This is a genomic window from Zoogloea sp., assembly GCF_041904905.1.
Taxonomy (GTDB): domain Bacteria; phylum Pseudomonadota; class Gammaproteobacteria; order Burkholderiales; family Rhodocyclaceae; genus Zoogloea.
In genome coordinates this window covers 1-13085 of record NZ_JAYRMI010000096.1, presented here as the reverse complement: position 1 = coordinate 13085, position 13085 = coordinate 1, and the positions used below count along the sequence as shown (strand labels likewise).

The 13085-nt window shown below is 66.4% G+C and carries 11 protein-coding genes and 3 tRNA genes; 9 read left to right on the top strand and 5 right to left on the bottom strand.

Annotation, left to right across the window (positions count from 1 at the left end):
* Window positions 1-308: 308 nt before the first annotated feature.
* From ACE3N6_RS17930 to ACE3N6_RS17915, 4 genes are all read left to right on the top strand, one after another.
* Window positions 309-647, top strand: coding sequence for a PriCT-2 domain-containing protein (locus ACE3N6_RS17930; RefSeq protein WP_374247186.1), 339 nt, complete (start codon window positions 309-311; stop codon window positions 645-647).
* Window positions 644-2194, top strand: a complete 1551-nt coding sequence (locus ACE3N6_RS17925) for a phage/plasmid primase, P4 family (protein ID WP_374247185.1) — start codon at window positions 644-646, stop codon at window positions 2192-2194. Before ACE3N6_RS17930 ends, ACE3N6_RS17925 begins: the two co-directional genes overlap by 4 nt.
* A gap of 227 nt (window positions 2195-2421) precedes the next feature.
* Window positions 2422-2742: a hypothetical protein gene (locus ACE3N6_RS17920; RefSeq protein ID WP_374247184.1), complete on the top strand. Its 321-nt coding sequence runs from the start codon at window positions 2422-2424 to the stop codon at window positions 2740-2742.
* Window positions 2743-2759: 17 nt separating this feature from the next.
* Window positions 2760-3311: a hypothetical protein gene (locus ACE3N6_RS17915; RefSeq protein WP_374247183.1), complete on the top strand. Its 552-nt coding sequence runs from the start codon at window positions 2760-2762 to the stop codon at window positions 3309-3311.
* Between the two features lie 302 nt (window positions 3312-3613).
* On the opposite strand, the gene ACE3N6_RS17910 is transcribed toward ACE3N6_RS17915, so the two are convergent.
* The gene (locus tag ACE3N6_RS17910; protein ID WP_374247182.1) at window positions 3614-3868 is read right to left on the bottom strand and encodes a hypothetical protein; all 255 of its coding nucleotides are present in this window, start codon (window positions 3866-3868) and stop codon (window positions 3614-3616) included.
* A 478-nt stretch (window positions 3869-4346) separates the two neighbouring features.
* Between ACE3N6_RS17910 and ACE3N6_RS17905 the strand changes: the two genes are divergently transcribed.
* A complete protein-coding gene (locus ACE3N6_RS17905; RefSeq protein ID WP_374247181.1) occupies window positions 4347-4679 on the top strand; it encodes a hypothetical protein in 333 nt (110 codons plus the stop codon).
* A 142-nt stretch (window positions 4680-4821) separates the two neighbouring features.
* On the opposite strand, the gene ACE3N6_RS17900 is transcribed toward ACE3N6_RS17905, so the two are convergent.
* The 3 genes from ACE3N6_RS17900 to ACE3N6_RS17890 all read right to left on the bottom strand — a co-directional run bounded on the left by ACE3N6_RS17900 (window position 4822) and on the right by ACE3N6_RS17890 (window position 5124).
* Window positions 4822-4897: transfer RNA gene (locus ACE3N6_RS17900), tRNA-His, on the bottom strand.
* Window positions 4898-4946: 49 nt separating this feature from the next.
* Window positions 4947-5020: transfer RNA gene (locus ACE3N6_RS17895), tRNA-Arg, on the bottom strand.
* A gap of 27 nt (window positions 5021-5047) precedes the next feature.
* Window positions 5048-5124 (bottom strand) — tRNA-Pro (locus ACE3N6_RS17890).
* Between the two features lie 190 nt (window positions 5125-5314).
* Between ACE3N6_RS17890 and ACE3N6_RS17885 the strand changes: the two genes are divergently transcribed.
* From ACE3N6_RS17885 to ACE3N6_RS17870, 4 genes are all read left to right on the top strand, one after another.
* Window positions 5315-8251, top strand: a complete 2937-nt coding sequence (locus tag ACE3N6_RS17885) for a PAS domain S-box protein (protein ID WP_374247180.1) — start codon at window positions 5315-5317, stop codon at window positions 8249-8251.
* A gap of 248 nt (window positions 8252-8499) precedes the next feature.
* Window positions 8500-11187 carry a GNAT family N-acetyltransferase gene (locus tag ACE3N6_RS17880; RefSeq protein ID WP_374247179.1) on the top strand — a complete coding sequence of 896 codons (2688 nt, stop codon included), beginning with the start codon at window positions 8500-8502 and terminating at the stop codon, window positions 11185-11187.
* On the top strand, window positions 11187-11759 hold the full coding sequence (locus ACE3N6_RS17875) for a DNA-3-methyladenine glycosylase I (RefSeq protein ID WP_374247178.1): 573 nt from the start codon (window positions 11187-11189) through the stop codon (window positions 11757-11759). The genes ACE3N6_RS17880 and ACE3N6_RS17875 overlap by 1 nt, the downstream gene beginning before the upstream one ends.
* Window positions 11760-11820: 61 nt before the next feature.
* On the top strand, window positions 11821-12669 hold the full coding sequence (locus ACE3N6_RS17870; RefSeq protein WP_374247177.1) for a D-hexose-6-phosphate mutarotase: 849 nt from the start codon (window positions 11821-11823) through the stop codon (window positions 12667-12669).
* Window positions 12670-12736: 67 nt separating this feature from the next.
* On the opposite strand, the gene ACE3N6_RS17865 is transcribed toward ACE3N6_RS17870, so the two are convergent.
* Window positions 12737-13085: hypothetical protein (locus ACE3N6_RS17865; RefSeq protein WP_374247176.1), on the bottom strand; the 349-nt coding region annotated here is incomplete at its 5' end.

Below are 13085 nucleotides of genomic sequence, written 5' to 3'. Positions count from 1 at the left end.
AAGCGGGCCGCCTTGGCGCGGCCCATCAAACCGGAGCGGGCGATCTCGCGCTCCGAATCGCCCTGACGCAAACGCATCAGGGCCTGGCGGTACTCGTGCATCTCGATGCTCCTGCGGGCCACCGGCTTCCTCCTGCCAAACCCGGCAGGGTAGCGGTGGGCCGCGAAAGGTCGAGACGTCCGTCAGAGTGAGACTGGCTCCATTACGCCGATCACGGGGTGGCTCCAATGTGCCGGTCACGCCCTGGCTCCATTGTGCCGATCATCAAGTGGCTCCTATGTGCCGGTCGGTGACACAAGGGTAAGCCCGTGTCCCTGGAAGCCTTTGATGCTGCCGTACGCGCCGCCCTGGCGCGCTTGGGCGAGGGTAAGCCGCACGAGGAGCAGGGAGGGGCGGAAGGCATCGCCGGCACGGCGCCTGCATGGGTGAAGGCTCAGGGCGCGGGCAGCATCATCGAGGCCGCGCCGCAGGCCCGCCAGCACACTCTGGAAGAGGTGGAAGCGGCCCTCGCCCACATTGACCCCAGCTGCGACCGCGCCACGTGGTTCAAGGTGCTGGGCGCCTTGGCCCATGAGTTCGGCGAAGCTGCCCGTGATCTGGGCCGCCGGTGGAGTGCGGGAACCCTCGAGAAAGGCGGTGCAGCATGAACGCCCCATGCTCGAAGTTCAACCCGGAAGAGTACGAGCGCACCTTTACCAGCCTGATGGAGCGCGAGAGCGCGGGCGCGGTGAGCAACCCCGCCGGCTTGGGCACCGTGTTCGACCTCGCCAAGCGTGCGGGCTGGAAGCCTACGCCGCACGGCACCGCGGGGCAGATGGAAGCCGGCACCGCCAGCAACGACGAAGGGGGCGCCCTTGGCGACATCCGCGCAGGCCGACTGTTCGCCAAGGCCAAGCGCGGCAAACTGCAGCATGTGGCACCCGCCGGCCGCTGGCTTGAGTGGAACGGCAGCGTGTGGGAATGGTGCAGCAAGGGCGAAGAGGTGAAAGCCGCCAAATGGGTTGCGGACAAGATCCTTGACCATGTGAGCGCGCAATTCAAGGCGGACCCGGAGCGCCACCGTAAGGCCTTGGCCTGGGCGATGGGGCTGCAGGGTATCAAGCGCCTGGAAGCCATGATCGAGCTTGCCAAGTCCGAAGACGAGATGACGGTGGGCCACATGGCCGAACTCGACGCTGACCCCTGGCTGCTGGGCGTGCGCAATGGGGTGATAGACCTGAAAACCGGCACCCTGCTTGCGCCTGACCCCGCGATGCTGATCACCCGGCAATGCAACGCCGAATATCATCCGGATGCGAAATGCCCGCGCTGGCTGAAGTTCCTGAGTGACGTGTTCGAGGATGACACCGAGACGGTGCGTTATCTGCTGCGCCTGCTGGGATACATGCTGACCGGCACGACCACCGAAGAGGTGCTCGCCATCTGCTTCGGCCACGGTGCGAACGGCAAAAGCGTGTTCTCCAACGTGGTGACCGCGATCATGGGCGGCTACGCGATGGCCGCGCCGCCCTCGCTGCTGACGATCCGCCAAGCGGGTGACGCAGGCCCGCGTAACGACATCGCCCGCCTGTGCGGTGCTCGCTACCTGGGAATCAACGAGACGGGGCAAGGCGATCGCCTGGACGAGCAAGTCGTGAAGATGCTGGCGGGCCGTGAAACCCTGAGCGCGCGCTTCCTGCACAAGGAGTTCTTCGACTTCCAGCCGACCGCCAAACCCTGGCTTCGGACGAATCACCGCCCCATCGTGACCGGTGAAGACGACGGCATCTGGCGCCGCCTGCACCTGATTCCCTTCCGCCGCCAGTTTGCCGAGCACGAGCGTGATCCGTGGCTGGAATCGAAACTGCTGGAGGAGCGCGACGGCATCCTTGCATGGATGGTGGCGGGCTGCCTGGAGTGGCAACGCATCGGCCTGAAGCCTTCCGCGACGGTGCGCACCGAGTCCGCGGGCTACCGCAAGGAATCGGACCTGCTGGGCGAGTTCCTCGAGGACAAGACCCTGCGCGGCCCGGATGCACGAGTGGAGCAAGCAAAACTGTACGCGGCGTGGCGCGCCTGGAACGAGAGCAACGGCACCCGCGCAGGCGCGAAGGCGAGCTTCTCCCGCAAGCTGAATGAACGAGGGCACGGCGAGACGAAGAGCAACGGCGCCCGCTTCTACGCTGGCCTGAGCTTGCGAGGTGAGGGCATGTAGGAAGGCGGTGCGCGTCTTGCGCGGGTTCTGGGGCCGCTTCGGTATTTTCTCTCTATGTTTTTCTTTGAGGGCAAATGGTGAAACAGATAAGAAACCCGCGCAAGACGCGCAAATTTGGACCCGACACCCTACTTCGTGCCTCACAAACGCCCCGGAAGGCCACCGAACCCACGACCTACATGGACTCGACACCTATGAACCAAACCCCGACCCGTGCGAGCACCTTCATGGCGCGCCTGCTGGCGATGAAAGCCAACCCCGCGAACCGCCAGCAGCAAGTTAACGCCAAGCCTGCCAAGCGCCCCGCACCGCCCGCCCTGGTGGATCAGATCCGCGCAGTCTTGGCGAGCTGGCCCGAGAGTCAGCGCCGAAAGATCAGCGCCCTCGTGCTGCTGCCGCACCTCCAAGGCAAGTACCGCGATCACACCCACCTGCGCATGCTGGGCGCCGCGCTGCGCCAGCTGGGATACAAGCAAGCCCCCCGCACTTGGGGCAAGGATAACCCGGACTTTGGCCGCCGCTTCTGGGTGCTGGACGAAACGAACTGACCACGAAAGGAATGACCATGACCAACAACACGAACGAACGCACCACCGCCCCCGGCATCAACGCCAAGCCCTCCGAATGGTTCGCCCATGGGCTGGCCGACTGGACCACGACCCGCGCCCAAGAACTGACCGCCCCCGAGGGCCCGAGTTACGCCTATTACCTCGACTCGTTCGAGGACCACATGAAAGCCCTGATGCGTGACCACGCCGGGGCGTCTGCCGCAACCCTGGCCGAACTTGACGGTGAGGACACACCGTACTCGTTCAAGGCCACCAAGACCGGCCTAACGGCGATCCTGGGTGGTATCGCATACCAACTGGGCTGGCGCATCGTGCCAGCTGCGAAGATGGCCGCGGCGAAGAACAAGGACGGCGAACTGTTGGCCCGCGTTGAGGACGAGTGCAACCAGTGGGTGCACATGGCTAACGCGATCCGGGATGGTATCCGCGCAGCGCCGAGCACGAGGGACGAACTGGCTCAAGCCAACTTCCTTGTCCGTGGGCAGTGCAAGACAGCCGCCGAGATCGTGGCCCGCCTGCGGGCTGACCTGGGCAAGACGAAGATTTGATGAACGAGGCCGGGGAAACCCGGCCTATCTTTTGCGCCCCATCCCGGGCGCGCCACCCTGGACCTCAAGCCAGTGGCGTTTGATCCCAGTCGTGTAATGATGCGCAACAAAATCCTTGGGCCGATAGACTCGAAAACGAAGGGTTTCTGCCGTAGATGGAAAGACGCCATGCACGACCTTGTAATGGCGAACCAACGCACGAACCGATGGCTCGAGAATCTCGCCGCAGCGCGGACACGGGGGAGTGCTGTAAGCGACCGTCAGCCCGATTGGCTTCCTTCGGGGTTTAGGCGTGGGACGGATCACCGCACCACCTCGAACTTCCACTTGTACGAGGAGTACAGAAATTCTCCCTCGCCCTGTCGGTCTGTGAGCTTCGCCAGAATCTTGAAGCGAGTCCCCACGGGGTAATCGGTGATGAGCCGCTTCGAGCACTCGACACGAAGGGACTGTGGGAACGGTTGCCCTGCTGCCGGGCGAACGTGAATACCCGTGATGCCGCCGCCTTCACGGTAAGTTTCGACTATGACCTCTTTGTAAGCACCGTGCTGCGCCATATGCCCTCCACGTAGGATAGGCACAGGCTACCGAGAGCGGCGCAATCAAGTCAACGGCATAAATGAATGCTTGCCGGGCCTGGACAGACCAGCAAGTTAACAAACCTCAAAATCGGCCCAAAATGCGCGCGAACCACCTAGTAGGGGGCCAGGGGGGTACCCCTGTTGGTCCCACCCCCGGGGGCTACCCGCACCGGCACGGACGGAACGCGGCCCACGACACGGAGCCCTCGTGCCGGCCTGATCCACGCGCTCAGGGCGCGCCCTCGTACCTGACTGCCCCCTCTCCTGCGCGCAGGACTTACCTAACGAGCTAACACGTTAGCCTGCAACTAATTGAATTTAAATGATTTTTTGTGAATCACAACGCAACGCGGTGGTATAATGCGTGCATGCCTGACACGAGGCAGAAGCGGCGAAGCCGATAGCGCCAACTACCGGCCCGCCTGGATCACACCGACTTATTGAGGAAGCCGACATGACCTGCACCAATCTTACCGCCACGCAGCACGAAGCCGAAGTCCTTGGAAACCTCGTACGAGGCATGAGCGCGGAGCACTTCACCAGCTATATGGAAATCAACGGGGTACTGTGGGACGAGGCACAGCGGGCGTGCATCCGCGCCATGCACCGGTTCGCCAACCTCGCCACGCAGGATGAACTGGACGAAGCGATCGAAGCATGGGAGCGCAACAGCGACCGAATCTTGGGCGGTGACGAGGTGTTGCCCGAACTGACGAGGGAACTGTACGCCCGGGCGGACGCCATGTACGAAGTCGCCATGTGTGACGAGACGCTGGCGGAGGTTTGACGCTGCGCCCCATGTGACAGGGGCAAACCTTGTCACCCTGCTGTCACCCGAGACAGCGTAACCAAGGAAGGCCGCACGAAGAGAGATGGAACGCCACAAACGAAAAACCCCCTGATTTCTCAGAGGGTTTTCGTTGAAACTTTGGGGCGACATACCGGGATCGAACCGGTGACACCTGGAATCACAATCCAGTGCTCTACCAACTGAGCTAATGCCGCCACTGAAGGTCATCGACTTGCGTCGCCAACCTGAAACCAAATTTTTGAGCCTGCCCGACAGGAATCGAACCTGTAACCCCCGGCTTAGAAGGCCGGTGCTCTATCCAGTTGAGCTACGGGCAGATTGCCGCGGGCACCGGGGTCAAGCTTTGGTCGGGGTGGAGAGATTCGAACTCCCGACATCTTGCTCCCAAAGCAAGCGCGCTACCGGACTGCGCTACACCCCGAGAGGCGCGAATAATACATAGTCCCTTCCTATCAGTCAAACACAAAATCAAAATATTTCTGAAACCGGCGGGGGCCGCCTATCCTTGCTTCAGCGCCACCGGGAAAATTTCATCCGCACCGTGTAAGGCCGCATGATCCCGGGCAGTTTGGGTACAAGAAATGCATTCGCGCCATAGATAATATGTATTGATGCTCTCCCGTTCCGCCGCCTCGCTGCGCCGTCTGGCAGCTTTTTCCGTTCTGCTCTGTGGCGGAGGCTTCGGCGCGCCCCTCGCGCTGGCGGCGACGGGCGAAGCCGGCGACCCGGGAATCCAGACCTCCCTGCCCTATCTGCTGGTGGCCGGAGGCGGTCTGGCGGCGGGCCTGCTGCTCGGCCGGATCGCCCGCCCCCGCGCCAACCCGCCGCCGCCCCAGGCACCGGCCCCCACCCAGGCGCCGCTGTCGGTATCCGGCGCGGCCCCCTTGTCGGCGATGCCGGCACGGCCGGCGCCTCCGGGCGCGCCGCTCACCCCCTGGCGGGATTTCGTCGAGATCTCCGCCGACTGGCCGTGGGAGACCGACGCCGCGATGTGCTTCGTGCCGGTGCCCGACGCACCGCCGCCGCCGAGCATCATCCCCCCCGACACCCTGGGCCGCAGCTGGGACGACGTGATCGTCCCCGAGCTGCCGCCCGACTTCGCCATCGCCCACCAGGAGAGCCTGCTCCGGCACAGCCCGATCGCCGTCACCCTCACCCGCCGCAGCGCCACCGGCGAGGTGCGCTACCTCGAGATGCGCGGCCGGCCGATCTTCGACGCCGCCGGGCAGTTCCAGGGCTACCGCGGCATCGGCCGCGAGGTCACCGACCGGGCCCGCCTGTCGGCCAACCTCGAACGCAACGAAGAGCGCATCCACGCCCTCATCGCCTACAGCACCGACGGCTACTGGGAGCAGGACGCCAACCTGCGCTACACCGCCATCACCGCCAGCTCCGGCCACCTGGCCGACCTGGCCGCCGAAGACGCCATCGGCAACCGGCGCTGGGAGCTGCCCGGCGAATCCCCGGACGAAGCCCCGTGGGCCGAGCACATCGCCCAGCTCAAGCAGATCGAGCCCTTCTCCAACCTGGTGTTCTGCCGCCGCGACCGCAACGGCCGGGCGGTCTGGCTCAGCGAATCGGGGATTCCGGTGTTCGACAACCGGGGCGTCTTCGCCGGCTATTGCGGCACCACCCGCAACATCACCGAGCGGGTCGTCGCCCAGGAACAGCTGGAGCGGGACGAGGCCCTGTTCCGCGCCCTCTTCGAGCAGGCGCCGGCCAACTTCGGGCGGATCTCGGTGGACGACCGCTGGCTGCAGGCGAACCCCGCCCTCGCCGCCTTCGTCGGCCAGCCCGCCGACGCCCTGGTCGGCGCCCCCATCGACTGCGTGATGAGCACCGAAGACGCCGCCGCCGGCAAGGCCCTGCGGGCCCGCTGCCTGGCCGGCGAGATCGACCGCTACAGCCGCGACGTGCGCTACCACTGCGCCAACGACACCATGCTGTGGTGCCGCGAGTCGGCCCGGCTGATCCCCGCCCGGGACGACATCCCGCCCTCCTTCGCGGTGGTGGTCGAGGACATCTCCTCGGTGCGCGACACCCTCGACACCCGCCGCGCCGGCGAGGAGCGCTACCGCCAGCTGTTCGAACTCTCGCCCGAGGCCACCCTGGTCTGCATCGACGGGCGCATCCACCTCTCCAACGCCGCCAGCCGCCGGATGTTCGGCGCCGACGCCACCCGCGTGCTCGAAGGCGTCGAGATGCTGTCCCTGGTCCACCCCGACGACCGGGCGATGGAAGCCGCCCGCCTCCAGCAATTTGCCGCCAACCCCGAGCAGACCGGCCTCGCCCCACTGCCGCTGCGCTACCAGCGCCTCGACGGCGAGAGCATCAACGCCGAAGCCACCGGCGTGCGGATGCGCTTCGACGGCCACCCGGCGGTGCTCTTCGTGCTGCGCGACGTGGCCCGCTGGCTGTCCGCCGAGCAGGTGCTGCGGGAAAGCCGGGCGATGTACCGGGACGTGGTCGAGTCGGTCAACGAGATCCTCTTCCAGACCGACAGCGAAGGCCGGGTAACCTTCCTCAACCGCGCCTGGCGTCACACCACCGGCTTCGACGGCCGGCTCTCCATCGGCCAGAGCCTGCTCGACTTCGTCGCCGACGACGACCGCGGGCTGGTCGAACAGCACCTGCGCAGCATCCGCGAAGGCTACGAGGACATCGCCCAGTTCGAGTTCCGCCTGCGCACCCACTCCGACGGCCCGCGCTGGGTCGAGGCCACCATCCGCCCCCTGCGCGACACCTACGATCACGTGGTAGGCAGCTCCGGCACCCTCGACGACATCACCGCCCGCAAGGAAGCCGAGCAATCCCAGCGCGACCTCAACCGCGAACTCGAAGCCCGCGTGCGGGTGCGCACCGCCGAACTGGAAGCCTCCAACCGGGAACTCGAAGCCTTCTCGTACTCGGTCTCCCACGACTTGCGGGCGCCACTCAGGGCCATCGACGGCTTCGCCCAGATCGTCGCCGAGGACTACGCCCCGCGCCTGGACGAAACCGGCCGCGAATACCTCCACCGCATCCGCATCGCCACCCAGAAGATGGCCCGCCTGATCGACGACCTGATCGATCTGGCCCGCCTCACTCGCCAGGCGATGAAGCGCGAGCAGGTCAACCTGAGCCAGATCGTCGAGCAGATCCTCTCCGAGCTGCGCCAGGAAGACCCCACCCGCGCCATCGAGATCCACGTCGAACCCAACCTGGTGGCCGCCGCCGACCGGGCGCTGATCCGGGTGGCCCTGGAGAACCTCCTGCGCAACGCCTGGAAGTTCACCAGCCGCCGCGAAGTGGCCCAGATCCGCTTCCACGCCGAGATGCGCGACCGGCAGATCGTCTACTGTGTATCCGACAACGGCGCGGGCTTCGACATGACCTTCGCCTCCAAGCTCTTCCTCCCCTTCCACCGCCTGCACGGCATCAGCGAGTTCGCCGGCACCGGCATCGGCCTCGCCACCGTCCAGCGCGTCATCCAGCGCCACGAAGGGCGCGTCTGGGCCCAGTCCACCCCCGACCAGGGCGCCAGCTTCTACTTCACCCTCAGCCACTAGGCGCCGGCCGGTCGGCGTTGCGCCGCCCCCAAACCGTTGCTGCCGCGCAACAGTCTGAATTCAAAAGCGTTGATATAAGTCACAAGTCAGCTTGTGCATCGCAATACATCGGCACTTTTACCAATGTCCGGCCGCATTCTTGCGGGTTAAAATCGCGGCAATAACTGACGATAAGAATAGTTGCGGCTACGGCAAGGGTCATGGTCGCCCCCTCAGACCGATCGAATTGCACTAACCGAGCATCCATCATGAACGAACGACACTACCTCACCCCCCTCTTCGAACCCCGATCCGTGGCCGTCATCGGCGCCACCGAGCGGGAAAACTCCCTCGGCAACGTGGTTGTCCGCAACATGCTGGAGGCGGGTTTCAAGGGCAAGTTGTTCGCCGTCAATCCCAAGTACGAAGAAGTCCTGGGCGTGCCCTGCTACAAGACGGTCGAGGACATCCCCCAGCGGCTCGACCTCGCGATCATCACCACCAAGGCCGACCGCGTGCCGGCCATCGTCGACGCCTGTGGTCGCGCCGGCACCAAGTCGGTGGTCGTGATCCCGTCCGGCTTCTCCGACGCCGGCCCCCGCGGCAAGATGCTCGAGAAGAACACCATCGAGAACGCCCGCCGTCACCGCATCCGCCTGCTCGGCCCCAACTGCCTGGGCGTGCTGCGCCCCGAACTGGGCCTCAACGCCAGCTTCGCCCACGGCGGCGCCACCAAGGGCTCCATCGGCCTCATCTCCCAGTCCGGCGCCCTCTGTTCCGCGATCCTCGACTGGGCCCGGCCCAACAACGTCGGCTTCTCGTCGGTGGTGTCCCTGGGCACCTCGGTGGACATCGACTTCGGCGAAGTCCTCGAATACATGGTGTCGGATTCCCGCACCGAGAGCATCTTCCTCTACGTTGAAGGCATCAAGGACGCCCGCCGCTTCGTGAGCGCCCTGCGCGCCGCCGCCCGGGTCAAGCCGGTGTTGCTCATCAAGGTCGGCCGCCACCCGGTCGGCTCCCACGCCGCGCTGCTGCACTCCGGCGCCATGGTGGGCGAAGACGCGGTGTTCGACGCCGCCCTGCGCCGCGCCGGCGTGATCCGCCTGTACAACCTGGGCCAGCTCTTCGCCGCCGCCAACGCGCTGTTCTCCCACTTCCGTCCGCGCGGCAACCGCCTCGCCATCATCACCAACGGCGGCGGGCCGGGCGTGATGGCCGCCGACCGCGCCGCCGACCTGCGCATCCCGCTGGCCACCCTGTCCGACGCCACCGTCGCCAAGCTCAACGAGATCCTGCCGGCCACCTGGTCGCACACCAACCCCATCGACATCATCGGCGACGCCGACGCCGAGCGTTACCGCAAGTGCCTCGAGATCGTCCTGGCCGACGAGCACGTCGAAGGCGTGCTCACCATGCTCTGCCCGCAGGCCATGTGCTCGCCCACCGAAGTCGCCCAGCAGATCATCGACGTCGAACGCAACGCCGACAAACCCGTGTTCACCTGCTGGATGGGCGAAGAGCAGGTGCGCGAAGGCCGCCACCTCTTCGAAGCCGCCGGCATTCCCACCTTCCGCACGCCGGAGCCCGCCGTCGAACTGTTCGGCCACATCTCCGCCTACTACCGCAACCAGAAGCTGCTGGTGCAGACGCCCTCGTCCCTGTCGTCCGACCTCAACCCGCCGTCCGTCGAAAGCGCCCGGCTGGTCATCGAGACCGCCCTCTCCGAGCGCCGCAAGAACCTCAACGAGATGGAATCCAAGGCCCTGCTGGCGGCCTTCCGCATCCCCATCGCGCAAACCGTCGTCGCCCGCTCCGCCACCGAAGCCATGGTGCTCGCCGAAGAACTCGGCCTGCCGGTGGCCATGAAGATCGACTCCCCGTCCATCACCCACAAGGCCGACACCGGCGGCGTGCGGCTCAACCTCAACGGCCTCGCCGCGGTGCGCTCCGCCTACCAGGAAATCCTCGAGGACGTGAAGCGCAAGCGCCCCGACGCCATCATCAACGGCGTCGCCATCGAGCCGATGGTGGTCAAGCCCTACGGCCGCGAGCTGATGGTCGGCGCCTTCCGCGACCCGATCTTCGGGCCGGTCATCACCTTCGGCGAAGGCGGCGCCCACGTCGAGATCCAGGCCGACCGTGCCGTCGCCCTGCCGCCGCTCAACAGCTATCTGGTTCAGGATCTGATCAAGTCCACCCGCGTGGCCACCCTGCTCGGCGAATACCGCAACATGCCGCCGATCAACATGGAGTCGCTGGAGTTCGTGCTGCTGCGCATCTCCGAGATGGTCTGCGAGCTGCCCTGGATCCGCGAGATGGACATCAACCCGCTGATCGTCGACGAGAACGGCGCCGTGGCGGTGGACGCCCGCATCGTGGTGGACAACATCGCCCCCACCGCCGATCGCTACGACCACATGGCGATCCACCCCTACCCGTCCCACCTCATCACCCGCATCTCGATGCCCGAAGGCGAGATCACCATCCGCCCGATCAAGCCCGAAGACGCCGAACTCGAGATCGAGTTCGTCCGCAAGCTGTCGCCCGAGACCAAGTTCCTGCGCTTCATGAACACCATGCGCGAACTGCCCCCGGCGATGGTCGCCCGCCTCACCCAGATCGACTACGACCGGGAGATGGCCTTCGTCGCCACCATCGAAGAAGAAGGCGCCGAGATGGAGATCGGGGTGGCCCGTTACGCGGTGAACCCCGACGGCGAGACCTGCGAGTTCGCCATCGTGGTGGCCGAAGACTGGCAGCACCGCGGCCTTGCCCGCCGGCTGATGGGCGTGCTCATCGAGACCGCCCGCAACCGCGGCCTGCACGCCATGACCGGCATCTTCCTGTCCAACAACGACCGGATGCTCAAGTTCGTCGCCAGCCTGGGCTTCGTGCTGTCCAACGACCCCGAGGACAACACCATCAAGCACGGCATCCTCAACCTGCAAGGCTGATGGCTGCCGACACACCCCTCGTCCGATGCGCCTGGTGCGGGGCCGACCCCCTGTACCAGGCCTATCACGACACCGAATGGGGCGTGCTGCTGCACGACGACCGGGCGCTCTTCGAACTCCTCACCCTCGAAGGCGCCCAGGCCGGGTTGTCGTGGCTCACCGTTCTCAAGAAGCGCGAAGGCTATCGCAAGGCCTTCGCCAACTTCGACCCCGCCGTCGTCGCCCGCTTCACCGACGCCGACCAGGCCCGCCTGCTGGCCGACCCCGGCATCGTCCGCAACCGGCTCAAGGTCTCCTCCACCATCGACAACGCCCGCGCCTTCCTCGCCATCCAGGCCGAGTTCGGCAGCTTCGACGCATGGCTGTGGCGCTTCGTGGATGGCCGGCCCATCGTCAACTCGCCCGCCACCATTGCCGACGTACCCGCCCGCACCGCGCTCTCCGACACCCTCAGCAAGGCCCTCAAGCAACGCGGCTTCCGCTTCGTCGGCACCACCATCTGCTACGCCTTCATGCAGGCCGCCGGGCTGGTGAACGACCACACCGCCGACTGCTTCCGCCATCCCGGCTAGGCCGCGCTATCATCGCGCCCTCAGCAACATCTCCCGGGCCCCGGCAGGGCCCCGCAGAACCATGACCGACCAGATCGAAACCGCCGAACTCCACGGCCAGCCCGTCCTCAAGCTGCAGACGCCCGACGGCGCCGTCGCCCTCGTCAGCCTCCACGGCGCCCAGGTGCTGTCGTGGACGCCCGCCGGCGGCGAAGACCGCCTCTACCTCAGCCCCAAGGCCGTGTTCGACGGCCACACCGCCATCCGCGGCGGCGTGCCGGTGTGCTTCCCGCAGTTTGCCGGCCGCGGCCCGCTCAAGGCCCACGGCTTTGCCCGCAACCGCCGCTGGCAGGTCACCAACCAGCGCGCCGGCAAGGATTACGTGGTCGTCACCCTGCGCCTCGACGACGACGCCGACACCCGCGCCCTGTGGCCCCATGCCTTCGCCGCCGAGATGAGCATCTCCATCGGCGGCGGACGGCTCGACATGGAACTGGAAATCGCCAACACCGGCGATGCCCCCTTCAGCTTCACCGCCGCGCTGCACACCTACCTCAAGGTGCGCGAGGTGGAAGCCCTGCGCATCGAGGGCCTGCGCGGGCTCGATTACTCCGACAGCGCCGACGGCGGCGCGCTCAAGAAGGAGACCGGCGTGGGCGTGATGGTCGACGACGAGGTCGACCGCATCTATCACAAGGCCCCGGCCACGATCCTCGTGCGCGAGGACGACCGCGCCATGGGCATCCACGCCGAGAACTTCCCCGACGTGGTGGTGTGGAACCCGTGGGTGGACAAGTGCGCCAGGCTCGCCGACATGCCGGACGACGGCTTCCGGCGGATGCTGTGCGTCGAAGCCGCGGCGGTGCGCGAGCCCGTCGTGCTCGCCCCCGGCGCCGACTGGTGGGGGCGCCAGTCGCTCGTCGCCATGTAAAACAAACGGGGCCGCAAGGCCCCGTTGTTCATCTGGCGTACCGGCCGGCTGGCCGGCGCGCAACGCGTCAGTGCGTGCCCTTCACGGTGTCGGCCACGTTGCGGCCATTCACCCGCACCACTGCCACGGTGTGGCCCGAACCATCCACCTCCACCGGCTCCACCACCAGATTGCCCGCATCCAGCGCCCGCTGCAGGCGCTGGGTGGCGTGCTCCGAACTCATCCCCGGATCGCGGGCATCCAGCCCCTGCACCCGGTACTTGCGGCCGCTCTGGTAGAAGGTCGCGCCATCCATCGCATAGGCCCGGGCCACGCCACGGACGGGGCGCTGAGGCTGGCTAGAGGGCGAAGCCAGCGGCGGCGACGCCGGGCTCGGGGCTGCCGCGGCCGGCTGCGGCGACGGCGCCACCGGCGCC

Coding starts and splice junctions, on each gene's coding strand:
- ACE3N6_RS17875 (WP_374247178.1), top strand. CDS start 11,187: ATGGCTGCCGACACACCCCTCGTCCGATGCGCCTGGTGCGGGGCCGAC.
- ACE3N6_RS17920 (WP_374247184.1), top strand. CDS start 2,422: ATGGCGCGCCTGCTGGCGATGAAAGCCAACCCCGCGAACCGCCAGCAG.
- ACE3N6_RS17885 (WP_374247180.1), top strand. CDS start 5,315: ATGCTCTCCCGTTCCGCCGCCTCGCTGCGCCGTCTGGCAGCTTTTTCC.
- ACE3N6_RS17910 (WP_374247182.1), bottom strand. CDS start 3,868: ATGGCGCAGCACGGTGCTTACAAAGAGGTCATAGTCGAAACTTACCGT.
- ACE3N6_RS17870 (WP_374247177.1), top strand. CDS start 11,821: ATGACCGACCAGATCGAAACCGCCGAACTCCACGGCCAGCCCGTCCTC.
- ACE3N6_RS17925 (WP_374247185.1), top strand. CDS start 644: ATGAACGCCCCATGCTCGAAGTTCAACCCGGAAGAGTACGAGCGCACC.
- ACE3N6_RS17915 (WP_374247183.1), top strand. CDS start 2,760: ATGACCAACAACACGAACGAACGCACCACCGCCCCCGGCATCAACGCC.
- ACE3N6_RS17880 (WP_374247179.1), top strand. CDS start 8,500: ATGAACGAACGACACTACCTCACCCCCCTCTTCGAACCCCGATCCGTG.
- ACE3N6_RS17905 (WP_374247181.1), top strand. CDS start 4,347: ATGACCTGCACCAATCTTACCGCCACGCAGCACGAAGCCGAAGTCCTT.